Source organism: Gimesia chilikensis (assembly GCF_007744075.1).
Taxonomy (GTDB): Bacteria; Planctomycetota; Planctomycetia; order Planctomycetales; family Planctomycetaceae; genus Gimesia; species Gimesia chilikensis_A.
In genome coordinates, this window is sequence record NZ_CP036266.1 from 519,638 (window position 1) to 545,376 (window position 25,739).

At 53.0% G+C, this 25,739-nt stretch carries 19 protein-coding genes; 10 read left to right on the top strand and 9 right to left on the bottom strand.

Features of this window, described 5'->3' with window-relative positions:
• Positions 1-85: 85 nt before the first annotated feature.
• Positions 86-646 (top strand): CinA family protein, encoded by a 561-nt coding sequence (locus HG66A1_RS02085; protein WP_145180392.1) that lies wholly within the window; start codon positions 86-88, stop codon positions 644-646.
• Between the two features lie 438 nt (positions 647-1,084).
• Complete coding sequence (locus HG66A1_RS02090) at positions 1,085-3,454, top strand: HEAT repeat domain-containing protein (RefSeq protein ID WP_197996947.1); 2,370 nt, start codon at positions 1,085-1,087, stop codon at positions 3,452-3,454.
• Positions 3,455-3,541: 87 nt separating this feature from the next.
• Here the strand turns inward: HG66A1_RS02090 and HG66A1_RS02095 are convergent, their stop codons facing one another.
• On the bottom strand, positions 3,542-3,808 hold the full coding sequence (locus tag HG66A1_RS02095) for a hypothetical protein (protein WP_145180396.1): 267 nt from the start codon (positions 3,806-3,808) through the stop codon (positions 3,542-3,544).
• A gap of 389 nt (positions 3,809-4,197) precedes the next feature.
• On the opposite strand from HG66A1_RS02095, the gene HG66A1_RS02100 reads away from it, so the two are divergent.
• Together HG66A1_RS02100 and HG66A1_RS02105 are read left to right on the top strand one after the other, a co-directional pair.
• On the top strand, positions 4,198-5,871 hold the full coding sequence (locus tag HG66A1_RS02100) for an NAD+ synthase (RefSeq protein ID WP_145180398.1): 1,674 nt from the start codon (positions 4,198-4,200) through the stop codon (positions 5,869-5,871).
• Positions 5,872-5,921: 50 nt separating this feature from the next.
• Positions 5,922-8,267 (top strand): exo-beta-N-acetylmuramidase NamZ domain-containing protein, encoded by a 2,346-nt coding sequence (locus tag HG66A1_RS02105; protein ID WP_145180400.1) that lies wholly within the window; start codon positions 5,922-5,924, stop codon positions 8,265-8,267.
• A gap of 25 nt (positions 8,268-8,292) precedes the next feature.
• Here the strand turns inward: HG66A1_RS02105 and ppk2 are convergent, their stop codons facing one another.
• On the bottom strand, positions 8,293-9,210 hold the full coding sequence (gene ppk2 / locus HG66A1_RS02110) for a polyphosphate kinase 2 (protein WP_145180402.1): 918 nt from the start codon (positions 9,208-9,210) through the stop codon (positions 8,293-8,295).
• Between the two features lie 402 nt (positions 9,211-9,612).
• Here ppk2 and HG66A1_RS02115 point away from each other — a divergent pair, with 402 nt between their 5' ends.
• On the top strand, positions 9,613-10,434 hold the full coding sequence (locus HG66A1_RS02115) for a hypothetical protein (protein WP_145036114.1): 822 nt from the start codon (positions 9,613-9,615) through the stop codon (positions 10,432-10,434).
• Positions 10,435-10,454: 20 nt separating this feature from the next.
• On the opposite strand, the gene HG66A1_RS02120 is transcribed toward HG66A1_RS02115, so the two are convergent.
• The 4 genes from HG66A1_RS02120 to HG66A1_RS02135 all read right to left on the bottom strand — a co-directional run bounded on the left by HG66A1_RS02120 (position 10,455) and on the right by HG66A1_RS02135 (position 15,335).
• The gene (locus tag HG66A1_RS02120; protein WP_197996948.1) at positions 10,455-11,132 is read right to left on the bottom strand and encodes a dual specificity protein phosphatase family protein; all 678 of its coding nucleotides are present in this window, start codon (positions 11,130-11,132) and stop codon (positions 10,455-10,457) included.
• A 115-nt stretch (positions 11,133-11,247) separates the two neighbouring features.
• Complete coding sequence (gene tatC, locus HG66A1_RS02125) at positions 11,248-12,192, bottom strand: twin-arginine translocase subunit TatC (protein WP_145180406.1); 945 nt, start codon at positions 12,190-12,192, stop codon at positions 11,248-11,250.
• A 289-nt stretch (positions 12,193-12,481) separates the two neighbouring features.
• The gene (locus HG66A1_RS02130; RefSeq protein WP_145180407.1) at positions 12,482-14,263 is read right to left on the bottom strand and encodes a hypothetical protein; all 1,782 of its coding nucleotides are present in this window, start codon (positions 14,261-14,263) and stop codon (positions 12,482-12,484) included.
• Between the two features lie 208 nt (positions 14,264-14,471).
• A complete protein-coding gene (locus tag HG66A1_RS02135) occupies positions 14,472-15,335 on the bottom strand; it encodes a tetratricopeptide repeat protein (RefSeq protein WP_145180409.1) in 864 nt (287 codons plus the stop codon).
• Positions 15,336-15,876: 541 nt separating this feature from the next.
• Between HG66A1_RS02135 and groES the strand changes: the two genes are divergently transcribed.
• The 4 genes from groES (at position 15,877) to HG66A1_RS02155 (ending at position 20,233) form a co-directional block, all read left to right on the top strand.
• Positions 15,877-16,194, top strand: coding sequence for a co-chaperone GroES (gene groES, locus HG66A1_RS02140; protein ID WP_145036124.1), 318 nt, complete (start codon positions 15,877-15,879; stop codon positions 16,192-16,194).
• A gap of 98 nt (positions 16,195-16,292) precedes the next feature.
• Positions 16,293-17,894 carry a chaperonin GroEL gene (gene groL, locus HG66A1_RS02145; RefSeq protein ID WP_145180411.1) on the top strand — a complete coding sequence of 534 codons (1,602 nt, stop codon included), beginning with the start codon at positions 16,293-16,295 and terminating at the stop codon, positions 17,892-17,894.
• Between the two features lie 269 nt (positions 17,895-18,163).
• Positions 18,164-19,420, top strand: a complete 1,257-nt coding sequence (locus HG66A1_RS02150) for an argininosuccinate synthase (protein WP_145180413.1) — start codon at positions 18,164-18,166, stop codon at positions 19,418-19,420.
• Positions 19,421-19,537: 117 nt separating this feature from the next.
• Entirely contained in the window at positions 19,538-20,233 is a 696-nt protein-coding gene (locus tag HG66A1_RS02155) for a metallophosphoesterase family protein (RefSeq protein WP_145036131.1), read from the top strand.
• A gap of 26 nt (positions 20,234-20,259) precedes the next feature.
• On the opposite strand, the gene HG66A1_RS02160 is transcribed toward HG66A1_RS02155, so the two are convergent.
• Positions 20,260-21,678 (bottom strand): aldehyde dehydrogenase family protein, encoded by a 1,419-nt coding sequence (locus HG66A1_RS02160; RefSeq protein ID WP_145180415.1) that lies wholly within the window; start codon positions 21,676-21,678, stop codon positions 20,260-20,262.
• A gap of 344 nt (positions 21,679-22,022) precedes the next feature.
• Here HG66A1_RS02160 and HG66A1_RS02165 point away from each other — a divergent pair, with 344 nt between their 5' ends.
• On the top strand, positions 22,023-22,454 hold the full coding sequence (locus tag HG66A1_RS02165) for a hypothetical protein (protein ID WP_145180417.1): 432 nt from the start codon (positions 22,023-22,025) through the stop codon (positions 22,452-22,454).
• A 24-nt stretch (positions 22,455-22,478) separates the two neighbouring features.
• On the opposite strand, the gene rlmN is transcribed toward HG66A1_RS02165, so the two are convergent.
• A complete protein-coding gene (rlmN, locus tag HG66A1_RS02170; protein ID WP_145193651.1) occupies positions 22,479-23,585 on the bottom strand; it encodes a 23S rRNA (adenine(2503)-C(2))-methyltransferase RlmN in 1,107 nt (368 codons plus the stop codon).
• Between the two features lie 206 nt (positions 23,586-23,791).
• Positions 23,792-25,708, bottom strand: coding sequence for a hypothetical protein (locus HG66A1_RS02175; RefSeq protein WP_145180419.1), 1,917 nt, complete (start codon positions 25,706-25,708; stop codon positions 23,792-23,794).
• Between the last annotated feature and the right edge of the window lie 31 nt (positions 25,709-25,739).

Consider the following 25,739-nt stretch of genomic DNA (forward strand, 5'->3'; position numbering starts at 1 on the left):
ATTTCTGGTTTGCACACTGTAGAATAGATGGGATGTTGTGTAAATTATCAGCAGAGCCGCAAACGCTGTTTTTGGAGAGATCTGCATGTTTCCCGAGTTTTTGATCCAGTCTGCTGAGGAAGTTAAATCAGCTCTCTCCCGTCACGACCGGAAACTCGTCCTGGCAGAGAGCTGTACCGGCGGACTGGTGGCCACGCTGATGACCAGCCTGCCGGGGATTTCTGACTACTTCTGTGGCTCAGCCGTGGTCTATCGCTGGGATACCAAAATGAAGTGGCTGGGAGTACAGGCGGAGACGCTGAACCAGTTTACCGATGTCAGTCGCGAGACGGCCCGGGAAATGGCTTTGGGTGTCCTGCAGGAAACTCCCGAAGCGAGTCTCTCCGCAGCGATCACGGGGCATCTGGGACCTGGTGCCCCGGAGTCTCAGGATGGGCTTGTCTGTATTGGTATCGCCCGACGGACTTCCTGTGATCTTGCGGTGCCACCGGAACTGGTGTCTGTTGAGGCGCTGCAAAGTGATGCGCTGATCGCGAGTGGACCAGTACAGAATCATCCCGCAGACGGGCTCACTCTACGTCAACGTCGTCAGCTGGCAGCCGCCGATCAGATGCTGAAACTGATCGCCAAAGCACTGGAAAGCTGAAGGATAAGCCTGATGGAGTGCCTGTCGGCAGATTCGGGATAATCGCCAAGGTTTAACTCTTCGGAAATCTTGCCCCGGTTTGGTCACGCGTTACAGCCGGCGCTTCCGTCACGATCTTCATGACAGGTGCGATATTCTGTACTTCCCTTTACACCGCTGCAACGTGAATAACCGAACTATTCATAAAGCCGTGAGTTGTCGTTGCAGGTGGTTTACCTGTTACATTCGCTACGAGCGAGAACCGGACAGGAATCCCTGCGCCAGCGACAGCTTGAACTGACTCTCAAAATATCTCAGTCATTCGTGCTCACGAGACGGCTAACCTGAACTAATCGCTCTCGACTCTATTTATTCGAGGATTTCAACATGAAGCGCTGCAGTATTTGGGCCGCAGTTCTTTCAGCGTCTGTTGCTGTTCCATTTGCCGGTTGTACTCATATGCCCACAGCCATGCTCCCAGCCTCCGCGAAGGCCAAGGTACTGGACAGCAAGATGGAGGTCGCTCAGAATCTGGAAAACAAAAAAGAATTAAAAAAGGCGAAGGAAACCTACGAAGACATCTTCGAAGCGGATCCCAAACGGGCATTGGCGTGTCACCGCCTGGCGATCGTAAGTTATCGCGTGGGTGAGCGGGAAGAAGCCCTGGAATACTTCAAAAAGGCGGAAGCACTCACACCGGAGAATCCGGAACTGTTGAGTGACTACGGCTATGCTCTGTACAAGATGAAAAAGCTGGACGAAGCCGAAAAGGTTCTGCAGAGATCCGTCAAGCTGGAGCCGGACAATGAACGCGCCGTGACGCGTCTGGCCACGGTTCTGGGAACCCAGGGGAAAATGCACGAGAGCTATACGCAGCTGTGTAAAATCAGCACCCCCGCCGAAGCCCATGAGATCGTTGCACATCTGCACGCTCAGCGTGGTGAAAAACGTGAAGCCCTGGAACGCTATCAGCGATCGCTGGCCATGAGCCGGATGGCGGCTGGTGAAAGCGGCGGCCTGAAACCGGGGTCTGCTGAATTCAAACAGAATGAAAAACTGCTGAAACGCGTGCAGATGAATATTGCACAGCTGTCTGCAGACCCTGCATTGAAGTCGGCTAAACCGGATGTGCAGATGGCTCAGCATTCGCGATCTGATACTGCCAAATCCAAACTGGAAACCGCGAGTGCAGAACAGAACACATTCCGTAAATTTGAAGTCGCTCAAAAAACAACACCGAAACAGAAACCGGCTCCCAAAGCGGAACCGACCAGAGAAGGCTTCGAGCCCAAAACCGAAGTGGCTGCGACCAATGATTCTCCTTTCCGGAAGATTCGTGATCGCATCGGTAAAGGATCTGCTAAACAGGAAGTTGAAAACCCGTTCCTGACCGACCCGAGTCTGAGCGAGCCTGCATTTGAGCAGGAATCAATGGAAGTCGCCGAGGTGAAATCGGAAAAGACACCGATGAAATCTCAGGTAGACGACTCAGCACAAAAACGGGAACAGGCAGGTTCCAGACTGAATGAGATTCTGGCCCAGGCTGAAAATCGTTCCCAGCCCGAAGAGGAAGTCTCTTTCAGAAGACTGACTGACGAAGCGGTCGCCCAGATGGAATCCGCGAGTCAAGCAGATCGGCAACCGGTTCGGAATGCCGAAGTCCGGGAAACACAGGTCGCTCAAGCGACTGAAAAACCGGCTGCAACTCAGCCCGCGCAGAAACGTTCCGCTTACGAGCTGATGCGGGACCTGCAGACAGAGTTAATCGCTGATTTCACACCGGCGGACGAGCAACGGGTACAGGTTACACCAGATTTCCGACAGGTCGCACAAAGCGAAATGCTACGGGAAACACAGAATCCGTTCGAGCGTCAGCAGCGTGAAGCTGTCAGCAATTCGCCTTTTGAAGATGCTGAAGTGGCTCAGATCGGAACCTGGAATCCCGTCGATCCGAAATCAAAATCGGAACAGGGAAAAATCAGTACGGTTTCCCGGCAGATCGAAGTTGAGCCGGTACAGCCCAGCCAGAAGCCGATGGTACAGAACGTGAGCCTCAGCCAGCCCAAGCGGGAAATCGTACCTCCCAATTCGGCAGCCGCTCTCTGTCCCAATGCCAGTGGTGAAGTCCTGTACCTGGTCAAACAGTTGGATTCCAGTGATGTGCCCGAACTGAAACAGGCAGTCCAGCGACTGGGAGCGATGGAAGCAGAAGCGATTGCTTCGGTTCCCGCTCTGCGTTCTCTGTCACTGCATGAGAATATGGGTGTGCGGATTCAAAGCGCATTCGCATTATGGAGAATCGAAGGGAATACCGATGATTCCGTGCCGACTTTGATTGAAGCCATGAATTCCCAGGTGGAAAGTGATCGTTCGTTCGCGGCAGCAGTGCTGTCACAGATTGGTCATCAGTCACAGGAACTGACACCGATTCTGGTTCGCTCACTCTCGGACAGCAATCCTTACGTTCGCCTGCATACGGCTGAACTGCTGGCCCGGAATCCGGACTGGAAATATCAGGCTCATAAGACACTGTCAGACTGCCTGATGTCCAAAGATGTCAACATCCGTTGGCTGGCCTGCTACAGCCTGGCTGATCTGCAACCGGAAGATGACCGTGTCGTAGCGGCCCTCTCACTGGCTCTGCAGGATAAAGCAAGTCAGGTGCGTGCGGGAGCCGCTTATGCACTGGGAGAGATTGGGCCCTTCGCTCACAAATCAATTCCAGAACTGCAGAAAGCCCGGTTTGATACGAACTCAGACGTACGGACCGCAGCCCGTAATGCCTTGACCCGGGTAAGCCATCGGATCAATGCTCCTTCAGCCAACTGATTGAGTATGTGCTAAAAAGCTCCGAACGGTTTCAGATTCGCGAAAGCAATCTGGAACCGTTTTTTTATGCCCGTCTGAAACCAGAGTTCAGCGATTCTGGCATGCGGTCAGTTGAGGCATCTCAGCCTGACGGTCAGCGTTATGCAGGCTACCTGCACTGGCCACGCGCTGAGGCGGAGGGCATTGCGGATTCGTGGTCAGATGGCGTTCCAGACGGCCTTCGAGTGCTTCTTCTTTCTGTTCCAGGATCTGCTGCCGACGTTTCCGCTCGCGGGAATCGGCCAGCGCACCCAGTCCAAAGTATGAGATGACGCCGAAGACGCCCATCATCAGGAACGAACTGTTAGCAGGCACGGACGAAATATTTCCTGTAGCCATACCCAGGATGAAGATACTGATAATCAGGATCGAGGTATGGCTCAACAATGGTCGCCCATTTGCCTGTGATGAAGCTCTTTTTCTAAAATGTGTCATAAGAGATCTCTGTCCCGGGATACTTTGTAAAGGGGAATCAATCTATAATGAGCCTCAACAAATGGCCCTGTTCCCTTGAGAGATGTAGTTCTACTCATCTAAACTTAGGTCGCGTGTCTGCGGTGGTCAAAAAAAAGTCGTGGAATTAGCCCAAAATCAGGAAATTCCTTTGTCTGCTGTCTGAATTACAGCAAGTTTGGGTTCCCCTGGCGTTCAGGTCCGTAGAATCCGAACATCTGATGTATCTGTTGCAGGAGTAAAGAGCGTCCGTGAAAATTGCTTTGGCCCAGCTGAACCCGACGGTAGGTGACCTGCGCGGAAACTGTCAGCGAATCTTGGAAGCAGTGCAACGAGCTGAACAGGCCGGCGCTGAACTGGTCCTGTTTTCGGAACTGGTTGTCTGCGGATATCCCCCCAAAGACATCCTGCTGAGAGAAGGTTTCATCGCAGCCTGTGACCGGGCAGTAGAAAAACTGGCACAGGAAATCCCCGTCAATATCGGCGTGATAGTAGGACATCCAACCGGACGAGGTCTTCGCGGCAGACGCATGGCAAACGCGGCCAGCCTGCTCTATCAGGGAGCTGTCGTGGAATGCGTGCACAAGCTGCTGCTGCCCAATTATGATGTCTTTGATGAACAGCGCTATTTCCGCCATGCCGAGCTGGAGCAGATCTGCCCCGTCACTTTTCGTGGACTCAAATTGGGTCTGCATATCTGCGAAGATGCCTGGTGGGGGCAACCCGATACCTTTTATCATGATCAGCCGGTGCAACTCCCCGATCCGGTTCGAATCCTCGCCGAAGCCGGTTCCGATCTGCTGATCAACATCTCTGCCAGTCCCTTTGAAATCGACAAACGAAAACGACGGCAGCAGATCATTCAGTCGCATGTGGATCGTTACTCAATCCCTTACCTGTTCGTCAACCAGGTGGGGGGCAACGATGATCTGGTGTTTGACGGGCATAGCTTCGTCCTCGATCAGAACAGTCAGCTTCAATTACAGATGGCCAGCTTCAAAGAAGATCTGCAGCTGTTTGATACTGAGGCGGCCGTTGAATCGCCTCTCGAAATTTCACCCCTGTCCCGCGATGAGCAGTTGTTCGATGCCCTGGTGCTGGGCCTGCGGGATTATATGCAGAAGTGTGGATTCACCGATTGCGTTCTCGGTCTTTCGGGAGGCATCGACAGCGCACTGGCCGCAGCGGTTGCAGCCGAGGCCATCGGTCCGCAGCACGTGCATGGTCTGCTGCTTCCCAGTCGATACAGCAGCGATCACAGTGTGGTGGATTCACTGGCACTGGCGGAGAACCTGGGCATCGATTACGAAACCGTTCCCATTGATTCAGTGCATCAGGCATTTGAGAATCTGCCTGTTATCGGCGATGATTTACGCGAAGCACCTGCAGGGCTGGCAGATCAGAATCTGCAAGCGCGTATTCGCGGAGCCAACGTGATGGTTCGCAGCAATCAACATGGCTGGATGGCTTTAGCGACCGGTAACAAGAGCGAACTGGCCATGGGATACTGCACGTTGTATGGCGACATGGCCGGAGGTTTCGCCGTTCTCTGTGATGTGCTGAAATGTGATGTCTACCTGGTTTCGCGTTATGTTAACCAGCGCGCCGGCCGTATTGTGATTCCGGAGAACATTCTGGATAAGGCACCCAGTGCAGAGCTGGCACCGAATCAGGTCGATCAGGACTCACTGCCACCTTATGATGTTCTGGACGGGATTCTGAAAGGTTTGATCGAAGACGAACGTTCCGTGCGGAGCATGTCGGAGCAGTATCCACGTGAGACCGTTCAATGGGTTGCCAACCGTCTGGATCGGAATGAATTTAAACGTCGACAGATGCCACCCGGCATTAAACTGTCAGCCCGGGCATTCGGATCAGGTCGTCGTATGCCGATGGCGGCCCGCTTTCACTGGGACGAAGAGTAAGTACTGAAGCATCAATGGAATTCAATTCGCTGGTTAGTAGGGAGTTTTCTATGAAGTATTTCATCCTGTTTATCACCTGCCTCCTGTTTCTGTCAGCAAGTCTTCCCGAGGTCCGCTCGGCTGAACCAACCCGACTGCCGCATGCTCAGGCAGCAGCAGTGGGGATGAACCCACAGAGGTTGTCTGAGATTGACTTTGTCGTCGAGCGTGGTCTGGCGCGAGATTCGATGCCCGGCGCCGTGGTGCTCGTAGGATATAAGGGCAAAATTGTTTTCCTCAAAGCCTACGGCTATCGTCAGGTGAAACCCGAAAAACGGGCCATGACGACAGATACCGTCTTTGACCTGGCCTCCCTGACGAAACCGATTGCGACCGCGACCAGCGTGATGAAGCTGGTCGAGCAGGGGAAGCTGAAGCTCAGTGATCCAGTATCGAAATATATCCCGGAGTTTGCCGCCAATGGCAAGCAGGATATCACTATCTATCAGCTGCTGACCCATCAGGGAGGCCTGATCCCGGATAACTCCATCAAAGATTATCTGGATGGTCCCGAGACCGCGATGCAGAAGATTTATGATCTCAAACTCTACTACAAACCGGGAACACGGTTTGCCTACACCGATGTCGGCTTCATCATACTGGGAGATATTGTGAAACGAATCAGCGGAGATTCGGTGCATGAGTTTTCTCAGAAAAATGTATTCCAGCCGCTGGGGATGCAGGAAACCGGATACCTGCCGGCAGACGAACTGAAACAGCGGGCCGCGACAACGCAGGAACGGGACGGACACTGGATGCAGGGGGAAGTTCATGATCCGCGCGCTTATCGACTCGGAGGGATCGCCGGGCATGCGGGCCTGTTTTCGACTGCCGAAGATCTGGCGGTTTACGCCCAGATGATGTTGAATCAGGGTAGCCAGAATGGTACCCGCGTTCTGAAACCAGAAACGATCGACCTCATGACGCGGGGCTATCCTGTCGTCGATGACATTCGAGGCCTGGGCTGGGACAGCCTGTCGCGTTATTCCTCGAACCGGGGCGACCTGTTTTCCCCACGTGCGTTCGGGCATGGCGGATTCACGGGGACTGCAATCTGGATGGATCCCGCGCAGGACCTGTTCGTGATTTTTCTCAGCAACCGAGTACACCCCGACGGGAAAGGCTCTGTCAATTCTCTGGCGGGGCGGATTGGCACGATTGCCGCTGCGGCGATTACCGGACAATCGGCAGCGACAGCGGAAGTCAAGGTTGCATCAAAAGACAGCCTGGATGTGCTGACCGGAATTGATGTCCTGAAGCGGGAACAGTTCAAATCATTAAATGGGAAACGCATTGGCCTGATCACGAATCATACCGGGCTCACCCGCGAGGGGGAGAGTACGGTGCAGGTTCTCAATGACGCACCACAGGTGCAGTTGAAAACCCTCTTCAGTCCCGAGCATGGCTTTGCCGGTAAACTGGACGTGTCGAAAATCGGCGATTCCACTGACGCGAAGACAGGACTTAAAGTCTTCAGTCTGTATGGCAAAACGCGAACGCCTACGCCAGAAAGTCTGCAGGATCTGGATGCACTGGTGTTCGACATCCAGGATATCGGGGCGCGGTTTTATACGTATATCTCTACCATGGGAAATGCGATGCGGGCTGCGAAACAGCAGGGCATCAAATTTATTGTGCTGGATCGGCCGAACCCGATTAATGGCATCGATTACGCAGGACCCGTGCTGGATGAAGGAGCTCAATCGTTTGTCGGTTACCACCGCATACCCGTGCGTCATGGCATGACTGCGGGCGAACTGGCCCGGATGTTCAATACGGAAATGCAGATCGGCGTCGACCTGCAGGTCATCAAGTTGCAAAACTGGAAGCGGGACATGTACTACGACGAGACCGGGCTGACCTGGGTCAACCCGTCGCCCAATATGCGGAGTCTGAATCAGGCCGTCCTGTATCCCGGTATCGGTTTACTGGAGACGACAAATCTGTCGGTCGGACGTGGAACGGATACGCCCTTCGAATGGATCGGAGCTCCCTGGCTGAAAGGCATGCAGCTGGCTGAAGCGTTGAACCGGTCGGGATTGCCGGGCGTACGATTTGTGCCGGTTGAGTTCACTCCGGAATCGAGTAAATTTTCCGGGGAACTGTGTGGTGGTGTGAATTTTATTGTCACTGACCGGGAGCAGTTTCAACCCGTGCAGACCGGCCTGGAGATTGCCATCCAGTTAAGGAAACAGTTTCCCAAGAAGTGGGAGACTCGGAATTTCAATCGACTGCTGGGAAATCAGCGTGTCTTTGATGCCGTGCTTCAGGGGGAGTCTTTGATGCAGATACGCTCTGGCTACCAGCAGGATCTGGCAGAGTTCGGCGTCCGGCGGGCCAGGTTTCTCATGTATTAAATGTCTGACAGAGGATCAAGGCAGTCTACCACTCACTGGTGTCGTAGATGACTTCCTTGGGCCCAATGATGGCAGAATCGAAGTCCGACACCAGGCTTTCATCCTTGTGTGGATAGTTAAGCGCATTCAACACATATCGAATGCAGTTCAGCCGGGCGCGCTTTTTGTCGTCGGAACGAATGACTGTCCACGGACAGGCTTTGGTATCCGTCGCCATGAACATCGCATTCTGGGCATTGGTGTATTCGTCCCACATGCCCAGGCTCTTGACGTCGATGGGGCTGAGTTTCCACTGCTTCAGTTGATCGGTTTCTCGTGACTTGAAACGGCGGTACTGCTCCTCGCGGCTGACAGAGAACCAGAGCTTGAACAGGTGAATGCCCGAATTGACCAGCATGTTTTCCAGTTGTGGTGCCTCGCGCAGAAAGGTGTGGTGCTCGGTCGGGCGGCAAAACCCCATCACCGGTTCGACGACGCCCCGGTTGTACCAGGAACGGTCGAAAAAGACGATTTCTCCCTCAGTGGGTAAGTGCTCAATGTACCGCTGGAAATACCATTGGCCTTGCTGGGTATCGCTCGGTTTGGGCAAGGCGACAACCCGGGCACCCCGGGGATTGAGGTGTTCGGTGAAACGTTTGATCGTGCCCCCTTTGCCGGCGGCATCCCGTCCTTCAAACAGTAACACAATCCGTTCGCCATTCAGTTCGACCCAGCGCTGCAGTTTTAACAGTTCAATCTGCAGCGGCACTAACTGTTCTTCGTATTCCGGTCGTTTTAGTTTCTGGCGATAGGGGTATTTCTCGCAGAGGATATCCCGTTTATGCGCTGCCTTTACCTTGTTCCGGATTTCTTCCGGTACGACATCCCGGGGAAGTTTCCGCTGCCAGGTGACCGGCATGAGCGCCGCTTCCTGTTCCTGTTTGTCTGTTTTGGACGAGCCCATGCTGATTCCTGTTCTGCTGAAGTGATACCGGCTGGAGAGAGATGAACAGTAAACTTTATTATGAAGATCCTGTGAGAAAAGTGGAACCGGATTTCGGGTCATGAACCGGGTTTGAATTAAAAGGGCCGTTTTTTGTTATGTAAGTCACTTTTATTTATGGAGATAAGTGCTGCGGTGCTTCTGGTCGATTTGTGAAGTTGTCGAGACAAAACGGGGCCCTTGATCGCCAACTTCCTCTTGCAGTAAAACGGGCTTTTTTTTACGCTCCCGCTCTCATCTCTCAATTCTTACCCGAAGTACATTCAAAAACACTCACTCTGAACAGACTGAAACCGTGCAGCTTTTCTGCTGCCGACGGTAGCACTCCGTCTCTCTGTTTCAAATCAGGAAAGTATATCTGATATGTGGAGACCACTTCTCATCACAGGCATTCTGGCTGTTGTACAGCTTGCGGGAAGCAATACCGGTATCGCCCAGGAATTTCGCATCCGGACGACGGTATATCACCACCAGCCACAGGTCGATCCGACAATCGTCTCGCGGAGTGTTTCTATCTTTCATGCTGAGAAGGTTTACGATCATGTCGACGGACTCGGAGAAGTCACCATTTTCGAGCCGGCCCGGAAACGCCTGATGATTCTGAACGAATCGCGGATGATTAAAACCGTGATCAACTTTGATGAAATCAAGAATGTGCTCAACGTCGCCCAGCATCAGACTCAGGAATACATTCACGATCAGCTCAAAGTTCAGGGAAGCCAGGGAAAGAAGATTGCCTCCGAACTGCAGTTCCAGTTGGAACCACAGTTCAATATTCAGTTCGAGAACAATAAAAACCTGCTGACACTGGACAGCAAACTGATTACCTACCGCGTGCAGTGTGTCACACCTGATCAACAGGACGCTGTGGAAACCTACCTGCGTTTTGCAGACTGGATGGCACGCCTGAATTACGTGCTGCACCCTTACACGCTGCATCCCACTTCAAGGATTACGCTGAACGAAGAGCTGCGAAGCCGCAAGAAACTGCCCATCGAAGTGGAACTGCAGACTCGCATGGAAGACCCGCTTCACCTGCGTGCCGAGCATAAAATTCACTGGAAGCTGGACCACAAGGATCGTGGCCTGATCCATCACTGGGAAACCCTGCGTAAGAACAAAGATGTAAGCTCCATCACTCTGCAGGAATATCTCCGCAATCAGTTTGCGAATCTGCGGAAGTAATAGAGCTCTTTTCCACAGCGTTACTTCCCAATCACAGGGATCTCGGCTGGCGGCTCATACCAGTCGACTTTCTGTTCGAGCCGTTTGGAAAGCTCTGCCAGATTCTGGTTCAGGTAATTGATGAGTGCCTGGTCTTTGTGTGGTTTCCAGTCGTAGAGCAATAGTTCCTGATACGCTTCTTCAGGAGACTTTTTCTGGACCAGCATGCGATAAGCGGCGACAACACCACCGGTTCGCTGTGCACCAGCGGCACAATGGACCAGAACCGGTTTACCCGCTTTTTCACAACGCATGAGTTCAGCGACCGCTTCCGCGTAATCGTCAACATCGCCTGTTCCGTCGCCAATCAGATGCAGCACCTGGTGGTCGATGTGTAATTTCTTCGCCGTTTCGACTTCAGTTTTCAGGTAAGGCTTCTGTAAGTCGCTGCCGTTGAGCGCGATGACCTTTTCGATTTTATTTTCACGCAGCACGGGCTCAATCAGGTGACTGGAGATCTGGCCGCTGCGGTAGATTTTACCCGGTTCCACGACGCCAAAGCGTTTCGCTACCAGGCGGTCTTCGAGCAGGCCCTCCCAGAGCAGGACTCCGCCACCAATCAGTGCGCACGCCAGAAGGGAGAATTTAATCAGTTTATGCCGCCGAACTGGTTTCTCGGCGGGTGGCACAGGCGCATCCTGCTCAGTGCTGGTACTCATGGTCTTCCTCATTGATTCGAGTACAGTATCGCTTTTCCAGGGAATCCTCACCCCGGGCTGAAAGCATTGTAGTCCAACCTCGCGCCGTCTGAACAGGGGAAATTCAGCCTCTGTTTCAGGGGGTATCTGGCGATTCAAAGGGGCTGGCGTTGGCGCTGGGGAAATATTTGCACATCGCGATTCCCAGTCCATAAAGCAGCAATAACGGCAGCATCATCAGCAGCATACTCATCGGATCCGCGGGGGTCATCAGCATCGAGATGATGGAAATCACGAGGATGGCCATGCGGGTTTTCTCGATGTAATCTTTGACTTCGAAGACGGAGATGCGTTCCAGGAAGAGCATAATCAGCGGTAACTGGAAGCTCAGCCCGAACATCAGCGGGAGTGTAATCGCAAAGCTGATCCATTCCGAAAGCCGAATCTGTGGATTCACACCCAGGAGTTTATTGAACCCAAGCAGGAAGTTGAGCACAAACGGAAAGACCGCATAGAAACAGAACAGGGCACCACCGAGAAACAGAAAGATACTGATCGGGAGGTAAATATAGACATACTTGCGTTCATGAGGGTAGAGCCCCGCAGCCACAAACAGCCAGATCTGATAGATCACCCAGGGACTGGCCAATACCAGACCGGCGACAAAAGAAACCTTGAGGTAAATCGTGGTAAACGCTTCCTGAACTGCCAGCGTTACCGGCTCTGCCATCGTGTCTTCGATGTTGTTGATCCGGTGCTGATAGTCCTGGAGAATCTTCTGCAGTGCCTTGTTTTCAGCAGTGGGGTTCTCCTGGGCACTCAGGCTTGCGATCAGGTCTTCAATGCTTTTCTGCTGTTCTGGCGACTCTTCTTCAGGGAGCTTGTCCAGATTGTACTCTTTCAGAGCAGAGTCGATGGGAGCCCGCACCACTGCAACGATTTTATGTCCGATAAACAGGGCCAGGACCACACAGATCGCCAGTCCAATTAATGCCTTCCAGAGGTGGATTCGCAGGGCTTCGAGGTGATCTCCGAAGCTCATCGTCGATTCGTCAAATAGATCGTGAGACTGTGGTTTCATCAAACTATGTCATTCTGGAGTGACCAATGCCCGGCGGTACCACGATCAACAGCTTGACTGTAAGGTGAACGGCCATGGCATCGATGAGATGAGTGGGTATGGTTCAGAACAATTGGGATACTGTCACTGGCTCCCGGCAATCCAGCTCGCTTCAGGAACTGAATCAGGAGTACCCACTCTGGTTGCCCGCTGGATGAGCAGGAGGGAAGAGCGGTCAATACAGACTTTATTGTAAACAACCAGACAGGGCTGTCAACCAGCGACTGCCGACTGAGGCCGATTTCCCTGATTATGGGACCGCTGGTTCGGCAGGTGCTGCATCAACTGCAGGATCAGCGGGACCCTCACCAGCTTCAGCAGCGGCCGGGTCTTCCGGGGCCTGAGCGTTCGCATTATTGTTCAATTCCGTGAATATCATGCTGACGGCATGGTAGACGAGTCCAATTTGAGTGAGCGTACTGGCTATGAAAAACAGGGTCCAGAGCATCATTGTGCCACCGATTTCCTTGTCTTTCTTGGCATAGATCCAGCCCATGACATAGGCATAAATTGAGACAAAGAAACCCAGAATTGCAAATCCCAGCCCTTCTTTCTGCTTGATCTGGGCGAGCACATTGAACAGACAGCCGATCTGAGCGACCCCCATGATGATGAGCAGAACACGCAACAGAAGCAGGGGCATGAGGGGAATCAGGAAGAACATCGCAATCCCGACGACCACACCGATCCCGATTCCGACCAGCGAGAGCTGCCAGCGGGGAGTCGGGGGACCCGTTTTCTCCCGTTCTGCTTTCGAAACGTATTTGACTTCTTCGAGCTTGGTGATCAGTTGTAAATCCGGTTTGCAATGGACGGCCAGCAAGCCATTCACCCGGGCATTGTAAATCAGAGTCGGGGCATAAAACGCACAGGCGAACAGCCAGAGAATCGATGGCAAGATCAGCACTTTGGGCTGCAATTCAACTGGCTTTTTGCCAACCATGGGGCCTTCGACAAAATCTTCGATCTTGTTTTCATCGGCCCATTCTTTGGCGTCATTATCGGCAGCGACGGCCGAGTTATAGCGAACGTTGGAGAAAAATGTATCCAGGTCACTACCGGAAATGGCTCCGATGGCAGCCAGACAACCGAGGGCCGGCAATGTAGTGACAAAGAAGACAAAGCACCAGAACAAGGCTGGTTTCGCGAGTGTTAAAAACACTCTGCCCAGTTTATGGACCAGCCAGCCTGGTGTGGAATCGGCCACAGTCATATGAGGCATCGCCAGGGGGAACATCAGAAATGTCGGAATGAATCCAACGGCAATCAGCGCGGCTCCGATGGGAATCGATCCGTTAGTGATATAGTAATAGCCGATGGTGCCAAACACGGCCTGTGCAGGCAGGCTGAACAGCACGATCCAGAAAATGAACTTCATTCCCAAGGCCGAACAGAGGAAGAAGTCAAAGTTGATCCGTTTGAGTTTATCTTTCTTCTGCAAGGCGTAGCGAACGACTTCGGTCTGAATAAACCAGATCCAGCCTGGAACTGCCATAATGGAGACAAAGGCAATGAATCCCCAGAAAGCTCTCGGTGGAGTCCGATGGCACCAGAACATCATGAAGATGGCACAGAAGAAGAGTGTGCTGGCGATAAACGAATACAGAAAAGTTTTGGTTGCCAGTCCCTTATGATTTCCCAGAAACGTATAAGCATCGCCCCAGGATTTCGAGTAGAACTCTTCGATCGCCGGGCCTTTTCGTCTCCGTTTTTTACGGGTCTTTTCACTCAGACGACCGGTGGTCAGGTTCACGCCACAGTTGGAGCATTCGATATCTTCTTCGTCCGCATCGTGTCCACAACGGGGACAGATCCGGGCTTCCTTGTCCTCAATTTTATCGATATCAAAACTGGCCAGAAAATCATCCGTGTCCGCTGACTTGCTGGCAGTGGCGGCCCGTTTCTTCCGCTTCTCGCCAGAGGGGACCTTAACCGGTGAGCCGCATCCTTTGCAGCGTACCCGCTTTCCAGCCGCTTCATCTTTGACAGAAAAGGTAGTATCACATTCTTTGCAATGAACCTTGATGGGCATGGATGACCTTCGAGATGTTGAGAGATATCGCTCGTAGTGAAACTGAGCAGCGTCCACCTGTTAAACAGATCCAGCCAGGGACCAGGATGGGCAATGACAGGATGGACTTGCGCGTTTTTCTAATTATCAACAGAGAGAGGGGCAGTTCGCAAGTGGACAGTCATGGAATTTCAGGGGCACTCAATTTCTTGCTGACAGATCTGACGGGTTAATTCAGCAAAGGATCATGCTGCTGGACGGCGAGTAATCGTTGCAATTCATGTAAACGGACGCATGCCTCTTTTTCCGCATTTCCCTGGCTGTTGCATTGGGAGAAACAGTTGATTGCCCGCTGTAGGCAACGCGCGGCGCGTTTCAGACGACCAGTTAACTGGAAAACTTCTGCCAGATGGACCAGATCCTGTCCCAGGGCAGAATGGTTTTGCGTCTGTTGATGGAGTTGATATGCCTTATGCAGGTAGACGATAGCGCGGAGATGATTACCTTGTAAACCCTGTAGGATACCAAGGTTGCCCCAGTCGGCGGCCTGGGCATCCGCATCACCGTCAAGTATCTCTCGGCTAAGTGAAATGTTCAGTAGTTGTTCTGCAAGCTGATAGTCTTGCTGCAAGATCGCGTCGTTTGCCCTGCCTGTCAGATCGCAGGCTGCATGTTCGGACAAATGATGAATTTCTGATTCGAGAGTCTGATGATCAGCGGAGCGAAGGTCCCCCCAGGCGATCGAATATTGCTGAAACTGGGCCGCGAGTTGCGAATACCCCAGTTCACGATAGGCGATCGCCAGGTTGTGGCAGGCGACTGAGCGAAGCGATTTTTCGTCGGTCTGGTGTGCATAATCCAGGACCAGCGAGAATGGTTCGATCGCATCAGCAGTCTGACCCATCGACAGGAGAAATTCCCCCAGTCCCAGCTGGCGTTGCCAGTCTGGTCCCTCAAATTCGTCTGCATAAAAAAGTGCACGGGCCTCGCCGAACTTTCCCTGTGATGCCAGTTCACGTGCATGCTGGCTCAGGGTATTCAGATTCAGGTAGGGGCTGTTGTTGTTGGATGTAGAGGAATATGGCTCAGGCACGTCTCTCGGTCTCCTGTTATGGATCGTGATTGAAACAGAGAGAGAGTGTGCGAGGATCTTGAATAAGAGTGGAGCGGTGTGAACCGCCGCTGATTTGAGAAGATCAGCCCCTGATTGAGAGCTCAGGGAATTTTTATGTGTTGGGTTTGTAGTGATATTACCTATTTTAACATCTGTGTCAATTTGAATTCCCTGGTTTTCTCTGAGATTATTCAGACTGCCTCAGGGTCGGATGCCTCAGAGCGTGAATGTGCTGGCGCTGCCAATATGGCAGCGGATTTGAATCACACACGACTGTCCGGCAGCAAACCTGACATATCGTTATTTGGGTGGAATTTCTTAAGTATAGATATATTTTACTCTTAGGGATTAATCGCTAAATAGGCACGGCGTTCGCATCTGGTCACGGTACGCTGAGGTCTGCCATCAGATCTGAGCTGAGAAATGTGTTGTTGTGGTCCGGCCTATAGCCACCACAGATCATAAATCACACCGATGTGAAGACATTTGAGTCGAAATCAAAGCAAACTAGGAGATCCCAATGGCGAAGAAGGCTGCCAAAGCAAGCAAAGGCGCCCGTATTGTCCCTCTTGGTGACAAAGTCGTTCTGAAAAGAGAAGTTGCAGAATCAACCACCGCAGGGGGGATTGTTTTACCAGACAGTGCCCAGAATAAACCACAGCGTGGTGAAGTGGTCGCCGTGGGAGATGGACACGTCAAGTCTGACGGAACCAAGCTGCCATTGACGGTAAAAGAGGGCGACCGTGTCATTTTCAGCCCTTATGGCGGAGATGAAATCAAAATCGGCGGAGAAGAATACCTGCTGCTCCGCGAAAGTGACATTCTGGCAACTTACTAGGCTGTCATTATTGTATTACTGGATCATCGCTCCCCGGCTGGGTGAAGCGATGACTCTTCCCTTTATATTTCATACTGCGTACATGGAGATATAGTGAAATGGCAAAGATGATTGCCTTCGATCAGGAAGCTCAGGAAGCGATGCGACGCGGCATCAGCAAGCTGGCAAGAGCTGTTCGCGTGACTCTGGGGCCGAAAGGTCGTAACGTCATTCTCGAGAAAAGCTTTGGTTCTCCGACTGTAACCAAAGACGGTGTATCTGTTGCCCGTGAAATCGAACTGCCTGACAAGTTCGAAGACATGGGTGCCCGCATGGTGCGTGAAGTTGCCAGCAAAACATCTGACATCGCTGGTGACGGAACCACAACTGCAACCATCATGGCTGAAGCGATCTACAACGAAGGCCTGAAGTCTGTTGTTGCCGGCGTCAGCCCGATTGCCATGAAGCGTGGCATGGACAAAGCTGTCGAAGACATCGTGGATAAACTTCACAAGATGTCCATCGAGTGCAAAAACAAAAAAGCCATCTCTCAGGTTGGTAAAGTTGCTTCTAACGGCGATGAAGAAATCGGCAAGATCCTGGCTGACGCTATGGAGCAGGTCGGTAAAGATGGCGTGATCACCGTTGAGGAAGGACAGAGCCTGCAGACCAGCTTCGAAGTTGTCGAAGGGATGCAGTTCGATCGTGGTTACCTCTCACCTTACTTCGTGACCGATCCTCAGAGCATGTCTTGCGAACTGGAAGACTGCTACGTGCTGGTACACGAAAAGAAGATTTCGAACATCAAGGACCTGGTTCCTGTTCTGGAAAAAGTGGTTAACGCCGGCAAGCCGCTGCTGATCATCGCTGAAGACATCGAAGGCGAAGCCCTCTCGACTCTCGTGATCAACAAGCTGCGTGGTACCTTCCGCTGCAGTGCAGTCAAAGCTCCCGGTTACGGTGACCGTCGTAAAGCCATGCTGCAGGATATCGCCATCATGGTTGGTGGTCAGGCCATCTTCGAAGACCTCGGAATTCAGCTGGAAAACCTGCAGCTGTCTGACCTGGGCGTCGCTAAGAAGGTGACCGTCGACAAAGACAATACCACCATCATCGAAGGTGGCGGAAAGCCAGGCGAAATCAAAGCCCGTATCGACCAGATTCGTCGCGAACTGGAAAACTCCACCAGCGACTACGACAAAGAAAAACTGGAAGAACGGATCGCCAAATTGTCCGGTGGTGTTGCCCAGATCAACGTGGGTGCCGCTACAGAAAGCGAAATGAAAGAAAAGAAAGCACGCGTCGAAGACGCTCTGCACGCCGTTCGGGCTGCTGTTGCTGAAGGGATCCTTCCCGGTGGTGGCGTCGCCCTGCTGCGAAGCTCTGCTGCCTGCAAACCAACCGGTCTGTCTGAAGAAGAAAAAGTGGGTTACGAAATCATTCTGCGTGCCTGCCGTGCACCACTGACTTCGATCGCCAACAATGCCGGCGACGATGGCAGCGTGGTTTGCGAAAAGGTTTCGGAGCTGGAAGGCAACATGGGCTACAATGCCGCGACTTCCAAGTACGAAGATCTGGTCAAAACCGGGATCATTGACCCGACCCGCGTGACCCGATCCGCTCTGCAGAATTCCGCCAGTGTTTCAACCCTGCTGCTGACCAGCGATGCTCTGATCGCTGAAAAAGGCAAGGATGACCATGGCGACGACGACCTGCACTAAACGCAGGTTACGTCCCGTTTTTTAATAGATGCGAAAGCACCCGACAGTCATTCTGTCGGGTGCTTTTATCATATCTGTCGCGACTGTGGTGGCTGAACGGTTGTGGAAGGCATCCGGCTTTCAGGCATCAGATTTCGTATTTTGCGGCTCAGAATGTTAGAATGTGCGCATTGCGGATGCGTTTCGATCATAGTACCATTTGCATCGTTCGCAGATTCCGTCGAATTCGTTTCTTTACTCCTTCATTTCCAGAAGATTGGTAGAATTTCGTGGCAAGAGAAAAAGTAGTTCTGGCATACAGTGGTGGTCTGGATACTTCCGTCGCCGTTAAGTGGATCAATGAAAAATACGACATGGACGTGATCACTTATACCTGTGATCTCGGCCAGGGTCGCGATGTGGACGGAGTCAAGGAAAAGGCGATCAAAACCGGTGCCGTGGAAGCCGTAGTCGAAGACGTAAGAAACATGTTTGTCGACTTCTTCGTCTGGCCTTCATTGATGGCTGGCACCATGTACGAAGGTAAGTACCCCCTGGCGACCGCTCTGGGCCGTCCGCTGATCGCCCACCGGATGGTGGAAGTCGCGAAAGAGCACGGGGCGACTGCTGTCGCGCATGGCTGTACCGGTAAAGGTAATGACCAGGTCCGCTTCGATGTCTCCTTCCAGACCCTGGCACCACAGCTGAAAATCATTGCCCCCGTTCGCGAGTGGAAATGGACACGCACCGAAGAGCTGCAGTACGCCAAAGAACATGGAATCGAAGTTGAAGCCACCAAGGAAAGCATTTTCAGTATCGACCAGAACCTCTGGGGACGCTCCGTGGAAGCGGGCGTGCTGGAAGATCCCTGGGTAGCTCCGCCGAAAGAAGCTTACAAGTGGACCGCGTCTCCCAATGATGCTCCCGATCAACCAGTAGAACTGGAGATCGAATTCGAGCAGGGACGTCCAATCGCCATCGATGGTAAGGAAATGGACGGTGCTGACCTGATCGCACACCTGAATAAAATTGGTGGCGAAAATGGTGTCGGTCGGATCGACCACGTTGAGAATCGTCTCGTTGGTATCAAGAGTCGTGAAATTTACGAAGCACCCGCTGCCGTGATTTTGCACAACGCACACCGTGAACTGGAATACCTGACACTCAGTCGGCAGTCACTGCGATTCAAAACGTTCGTCAGCCAGACTTGCAGCGATATTATTTACGATGGTCTCTGGTACAGCTCTTTCCATCAGGACCTGATGGGATTTGTTGAAAAGAACCAGCGGTTTGTTTCCGGAACAGTCCGCGTCTCGCTGTATAAAGGAAATCACACCGTAACCGGTCTGAAGAGCGAACACAGCCTTTACAGTCCCGAACTGGCAACCTACGAAGAAGGCGACCAGTTCCCGCACGAGACTGCCCTGGGCTTCATTCGTATTCACGGACTGGCACAACAGACACAAGCCCGCCAGCAGTTGTTGAAGGGGGAACCGAGCTCGAAACCGACCCGGATTATGCCCCCCAGTCAATCCGATAAATCCTGATCACACCCACCGGTAAATTTCCGTGGTTCAGTTGCGCAGCTTTGACTGTTGCAGCTGACTCCGGAACCCGGTCCCCCAGGCTGTTTTCAGGTTGACTTCAAACAGGATAGTCGCGTGATGGATCAAACGACTCAGCAAGGACGTACGATTGCGATCGGTGACATTCACGGTTGTGATGTTGCGCTGGGAACGATTCTGTACCATCTGGAGCTCAAGCGCGAAGATACCGTCGTCTGTCTGGGGGATGCTGTTGACCGTGGTCCCGGTACGAAGCATGTCATCGAAATGCTGCTGGATCTGAAGTCCACCTGTAAGCTCGTGATGCTCAAGGGGAATCACGAAGAGATGATGCTGGACGGACTGCACGGAGGACGCTGGGAGTCCACCTGGTTGCAGCATGGTGGAAAGGAAGCTTTGGATTCCTACGGGGGACGCTATGACCTCATCCCGGAAGAGCACCGGATTTTCATGGCTACCGCCCTCGATTACTACGAAACGGACACCGATATTTTCGTGCATGCCACAGCTGTGCCGGGAGTGCCGCTGGAAGATCTGACTCCACAGGAACTCCGCTGGGATCGACTCAAAGGGACCGAAGAGCCCGACCCCTCCGGACGACGGATTATCTGTGGGCATACCGCGCAAAAATCAGGTAAGCCGCTGGTCTTTGATGGCTGGGTCTGTCTCGATACAGCCGCCTATCGCGGCAACTATCTCACCGCGATTGACGTGAAGACAAACGAAATGTTTCAGGCTAAGCAGTCCGGAAAATACCGTGAAGGCAAAACCCTGGAACAGTATGTGGTGAAGTAATCCGCATTGGGAAACAACTCGCGGGGTCAGTCCGCAAGATGCATTACCACCATCTTTTCTTCGCTCATTTCATGAATGGCGTACTTGGGGCCTTCTTTACCGGTGCCGCTGTGTTTCAGGCCACCGTAAGGCATCGCATCGGCCCGCCACTGGCTGGACCAGTTGATGTGAATGTTACCGCTTTCTACCTGCCGGGCGAACTTCATGGCCCGATCAATATCCTGCGTAAAGATACCGGCCGACAGTCCGTAGGTGGTGTCATTGGCCAGCCGGACGGCTTCATCGATGTCATCGAAGTATGACAGAGCGACAGCGGGACCAAAGATTTCGTCTTTAACGACCTGCATTTCCGGCGTAGTGTCGTCCAGAATGGTGGGGGCATAAATGGCTCCCTGTCGCTGGCCCCCGGTAATCAGGCGTGCTCCCTGGCTGACGGCTTCGTTAACCCACTGCTCAACCCGGCTGGCATCCGATTCCCGGACCATGGGGCCGATTTTGGTGCCTTCTTCCAGTTGGTTGCCCGTCTGCAGCACATCAACTTTGGATTTCAGTAGATCGACGAAATCTGTTTTGACTTTGGAAGAAGTCAGAATCCGCTGTGCCGAGATACAGACCTGGCCTGCATTGGCATAGCCGGCCATCGTAATCGCGGTGGCAGCTTTTTCCAGATCGGCATCGTCCATGATAACCACGGGACTGTTGCTGCCCAGTTCCATTGTCACACGTTTCATACCGGCCATTTCACAGATTTTGGTTCCGACCTCATAGGAACCCGTGAAACTGATTTTGCGAATGCGGGTGTCGGTACAGATGGCGCGGCCGATTTCTCCCCCCGGGCCGGTGACGCAGGCGATAGCTTCGGGAGGCAGACCGGCTTCGAGCAGGATCTCCGTCAGCTTCAGTGCAGAGAGTGGTGTGTCGCTGGCGGGTTTGATCAGGATCGCATTCCCGGCGGCGATGGCAGGGCCGACTTTGTGGCAGACCAGGTTCAGTGGGAAGTTGAACGGAGTAATCGCAGCCACGATGCCGCAGGGAACTCGCAGGGTGAATCCGAGTTTGTTTTTTCCGCCCGCGTTGCCTTCCAGTGGAATCATTTCGCCTGTCATGCGCCGGGCTTCTTCTCCGGAGAGCCGAATCACATCAGCACTGCGGCTGGCTTCGACCTGGCCTTCACCCAGGATCTTTCCGACTTCCAGGCTGATGGTGCGGGCCAGATCGTCCTGACGTTCCAGCATCAGTTCCGCTGCTTTTTGTAAGATCACGCTGCGATCATAGGCCGTCATGGATTTCATGATCTGTGCCCCCCGCTCCAGCACACCTACGGCGTTCTGGATGTCCTCGCCGCTTCCCTGGGGAACTGTATCGATGACCGACTGGTCAAAGGGGTTCGTCACATTGATTGACTGTTTGGTATCCTGCCACTGGCCAGCGCAAAACATTTTCATCTTGATCGAAACCTTCCGGAACGGAGTAACTCTGGGGAACAAATGCGTCCTTCAAATTCAGAATAGACGTGCGGCAGGAATCTGACAAGCCAGCGAAAGAACCGATTTTGGTTTAGCAGGGGGAATTTGGCCTTAAGCTACTGTCAGTTAAGCGTTTAATGAGGCATGTTGCTGGTGAAATCTGATCTTGGCAGGATACGGATATTCTGCTAAAAAACGGCCCACATTTCATGGGACAGTCTCGTCTCCGAATTCACTTCTCTCCAGTCCTCGGTACTGACTCTGTTTCGCGCCAGTGACGCACTCTCCCAACCTTCAAGACCTTTTATCAGACGGAAATGATCATGGCCAATCTACGATCCATGGCGCCGTGGATGACATGTATTGTCGTCACGCTGCTGCTGAGTACGGGATGTGAAACCATGCCCGACTGGGACAGCGGTATGGCGAGTGGCACACATCGAGCAGAGAAGCGGGTCAGTAAAGCAGAGCATCAGCGGATGTTATTCCTCACCGATCGTGATCCTGATGCGTTGAACTGGATCTTGAAACACCGACTGCAATCCGGTATGTCACGCGCCAGCGTAGAGAAAGAACTCGGTGAAGAAGGGGAATTCCAGGAATCCTCCAAATGGTTGAAGGCCAGCGGTGGTTCATTCCGCACGACGGATGACGCGTACAAATGGGGACCGGATAAGACCGGTCGCAGCGTCTACCTGATGTTCCGGGACGACGTGCTGGTTAATTTCCATCCCGAAGATTTCAATCTGGATTAAACCACTGATTCAGATTCCTGGTTTCTATTGAATCTGAACCATTTCCTTTTCTTTTTCCCGGTTCAGACGCAACTGGCCGCAGGCGGCATCGATGTCGTCCCCTTTACGCTTGCGGACAGTGACATTCACGCCCCCCTTCGCCAGCGTCATAAAGAAGCGATCTACATCGGCCGTGGTGGGGTTCTGGTAGCCGGTCTCTTCCACACCGTTGGCTGGAATCAGATTCACGTGTGCATTGCGGTGTTTGAGCAGGCCTGCCAGCTCTCGGGCATGAGCCGGACTGTCATTGACGCCGGACAGCAGGATGTACTCAAAGGTCACTCGTCTGCCGGTGGTGACGTAATAGTAATCGGTGGCATCCAGGATTTTCTGAATCCCGATTTTATTGTTCGTGGGAACGATCTGATCGCGGAGGACATCGTTGGGGGCGTGCAGGGAAACGGCGAGGATGTATGATTTGTTGACATCCGCCAGTTCCCGGATTTTTACAGGAAGACCAACTGTAGAGACCGTAATCTTACGGGCGCCAATCCCCATGCCTCCCTTGTGATTTAATGTATCCAGGGCAGGAATCAGTGCCGAGAGATTGGCCAGCGGCTCGCCGATTCCCATGACCACAATGTTGGAGATGCGTTCGTCTTCATCGATCACGCGGTCCAGACGGAGAATCTGTTCCAGAATTTCGCCCATTGACAGATTGCGAGTCAGTCCCAGCAGTCCGCTGGCGCAGAAGACGCAACCCATAGCACAGCCGACCTGTGTACTGATACAGACGGTATTCCGCTTGGGCTCCCGCATCAGCACGCATTCGACGTGGTGTCCGTCTTCCAGTTCCAGGAGTAGCTTTTCCGTGCGGTCCTTTGCGGTCTGCTGTTTGACGATCGTAGTCGAAAACAGCCGGAAGTTCTCTTTCAGCAGTTCGCGAAACTTTTTGGAGATGTCGTGCATTTCGTCAAAATCGTTGACGCGTTTGGTAAAGATCCAGCGACGAATCTGGTCTGCACGATAAGAAGACGAACCGTGATCGATGCACCACTGGGCAAGTTGTTCCCGGGTGAGATCAGTAATCAGGGGGAGTCGACCTGCTTCAACAGGAGAAGCGGTGGACGGAACATTTTCGGAAGAAAGCATGGTTTCTGGCTCGAGCGTGCGTTCGCGGTCGGTCTGGACGCGGCGAATCGGTTTCGCAAATAACAAAAGTCGCGATTTTGCACCGGCACCGGAAAAGCAGGGCCGGGATACGTTGCTGTCATCATATCGGGGACCGGGGCAGATGACTACTATTTATCGGACCAGATTTCTAATTCTAGCCCGGTCTGAACACGTTTTTGCCAGATTTACGGTACATTCGTCTCTTCAGGAGGGGCTGGAAAGCTGACTACCGTCCCTTTTTTCCCTTTCTGGATATCCTGCTCCTCCTCGAATGTGCCCGGATCAAAGGAGAGGGCCGGGATTGGCGGAGGAGACTGGGGGATGCCCAGCTCAGGTACATCCAGCGTCGGAAGTTTCGACTTCGTCTCGGCCTGGAGAGTCTGCTCAACAGCGGGCTGCTGCGGACGAGGCTCGTCCTGCGACAGCCGTGGTGCATCGGTAACTGGTTGTGGTTTCTGTCTCACAATGCGTCGCCCGTCGTCAACGATGGCTTTGTCATTGAAGGCGATCCGCTGACCCTGAATTTCTGCACCAACAATCCGGTAGTGCTGGCCGGGAGGTGCTTTGAGTGTGTTCAGAGCATTACCGACGTCAATCTGTTTGCGATCCTGTGGGTTTGAAGCCAGCATCAGTTCCAGACTGGACCCGTCCGGATATTTCAATCGCAGTTTAGGTTGCGCACTAGCCAGGCCTGAGTTCGCAAACGGATTTCCAAATTCGGCGACCCGTTCAAAACGGGCATGAACTTCATTTTGTCCGGTGGCAAGCCGGGGTCGGGAATAGGTTTTGTTTGCCATCACCAGTTCCGCCTGAGACATGTGCAGGTGCCAGTTGCCGGTGGAAGCAATGACGATATCGTCTGCTCCAAAATGGAGCTGCGGATAGACGTAAAGTGAGGATTCAATCTGCGCAGTGGCAACCGGAGGCATTTTGTCTGCCCCCAGGAACATGGCACATTGAATCAATGTGGGGACCGGAACCGATTTCACGACCTTGGGCTGATTCAGTTGGGCCATCATTTTCTGCTTGTTATTTGTTTTGTAATAAAGCGAAAGCAGGGCGACCGAGCTTTGCCGGGTTTCCAGATCGACGTCCAGATTCCGCAGGATGGCTTCTTCCGCTTCATCCGCCTGCTGATGCTTCTGCAGGATCTGCGAACAGAGCAGGTTGGCTTCCCAGACTTCGCTGGAATAGGTTTGTGATTTCATCGCCATCTGTGCGGCACCCGGTTGTCCCAGGTAGTCGCGAATACTGGCCAGGTTGGCCGTGCCCGAAGCCAGCATATCATCTCGCCGGAAATAGCCTTCACCGATACTCGCCAGTTCGGTATAGGTCTGCGAGGCGGCGAACAGTTGCCCCTGAGCCTGCTGTGTACGGGCAACGTAATACCAGTACGGAGGGTAGTGGCTCATGAAGCGTTCCATGCGTTTCAGAATCCGCAAACGCACGCGCGGGTTCTGCTCCTGCATGGCTTCATCCAGCGCATCGAGATCCACATCCCGGATCAGCCATTGATCCGGAATCTTTTTCTCCTGAGCCAGTTTCCAGAAGGTGTCCAGGAAAAGGGTCGATTTGGAGATCACCGTCTCCATGCGCTGCTTATCGACTTTCCAGAGATCAAGGTCTTTCTGCGCCTGGACGTTCCGATAGTCCCACCAGCTGTTGGCACCCGTGCGGACGGCACTGCCAAACTGCAGTGTGAGTACATCGGTCGTGAGTGCCAGCGCGTTGATGGCCACTTTCTGGCGAGCCTGATAATTATGTTTGTTCTTGAAGTATTCGCGTTCCTGGTCCGCGATCTCAACCTGCGCGATTTCATCGAGCACTGATGAGTAGAGTTTGATGACTTTCTCATCGCCGATGCCGTTGAGGTTCAGGTTGTTGAGGATCTTTTCCCGTTCCTCATACATCACCTCTTTCGAGCCGGTTTTCCTGATGCGGTAGAATGCGGCGCGACAGTAGTTGAGCGCAATAGCGGTTTTGCTGGCCGTGGAGTCAGGTTCCCCTGATGTTTCTGCTGCGTGTGAGGAGTCCGAAACGGAAACGCAGAAAACAAAAGCCAGTATGATCAGAATTGTCGGTTTTTGAAAAAGAGTCGGCATGGGCTCTCCTTAACTGCCGATCAACGTCATT

Bases quoted from the DNA above. Each gene is read 5' to 3' on its own strand.
- HG66A1_RS02085 (WP_145180392.1), top strand. From the start codon at position 86: ATGTTTCCCGAGTTTTTGATCCAGTCTGCTGAGGAAGTTAAATCAGCT.
- HG66A1_RS02090 (WP_197996947.1), top strand. From the start codon at position 1,085: ATGCCCACAGCCATGCTCCCAGCCTCCGCGAAGGCCAAGGTACTGGAC.
- HG66A1_RS02105 (WP_145180400.1), top strand. From the start codon at position 5,922: ATGAAGTATTTCATCCTGTTTATCACCTGCCTCCTGTTTCTGTCAGCA.
- ppk2 (WP_145180402.1), bottom strand. From the start codon at position 9,210: ATGGGCTCGTCCAAAACAGACAAACAGGAACAGGAAGCGGCGCTCATG.
- HG66A1_RS02115 (WP_145036114.1), top strand. From the start codon at position 9,613: ATGTGGAGACCACTTCTCATCACAGGCATTCTGGCTGTTGTACAGCTT.
- HG66A1_RS02120 (WP_197996948.1), bottom strand. From the start codon at position 11,132: ATGAGTACCAGCACTGAGCAGGATGCGCCTGTGCCACCCGCCGAGAAA.
- tatC (WP_145180406.1), bottom strand. From the start codon at position 12,192: ATGAAACCACAGTCTCACGATCTATTTGACGAATCGACGATGAGCTTC.
- HG66A1_RS02130 (WP_145180407.1), bottom strand. From the start codon at position 14,263: ATGCCCATCAAGGTTCATTGCAAAGAATGTGATACTACCTTTTCTGTC.
- groES (WP_145036124.1), top strand. From the start codon at position 15,877: ATGGCGAAGAAGGCTGCCAAAGCAAGCAAAGGCGCCCGTATTGTCCCT.
- groL (WP_145180411.1), top strand. From the start codon at position 16,293: ATGGCAAAGATGATTGCCTTCGATCAGGAAGCTCAGGAAGCGATGCGA.
- HG66A1_RS02155 (WP_145036131.1), top strand. From the start codon at position 19,538: ATGGATCAAACGACTCAGCAAGGACGTACGATTGCGATCGGTGACATT.
- HG66A1_RS02160 (WP_145180415.1), bottom strand. From the start codon at position 21,678: ATGAAAATGTTTTGCGCTGGCCAGTGGCAGGATACCAAACAGTCAATC.
- HG66A1_RS02165 (WP_145180417.1), top strand. From the start codon at position 22,023: ATGGCCAATCTACGATCCATGGCGCCGTGGATGACATGTATTGTCGTC.
- rlmN (WP_145193651.1), bottom strand. From the start codon at position 23,585: ATGCTTTCTTCCGAAAATGTTCCGTCCACCGCTTCTCCTGTTGAAGCA.
- HG66A1_RS02175 (WP_145180419.1), bottom strand. From the start codon at position 25,708: ATGCCGACTCTTTTTCAAAAACCGACAATTCTGATCATACTGGCTTTT.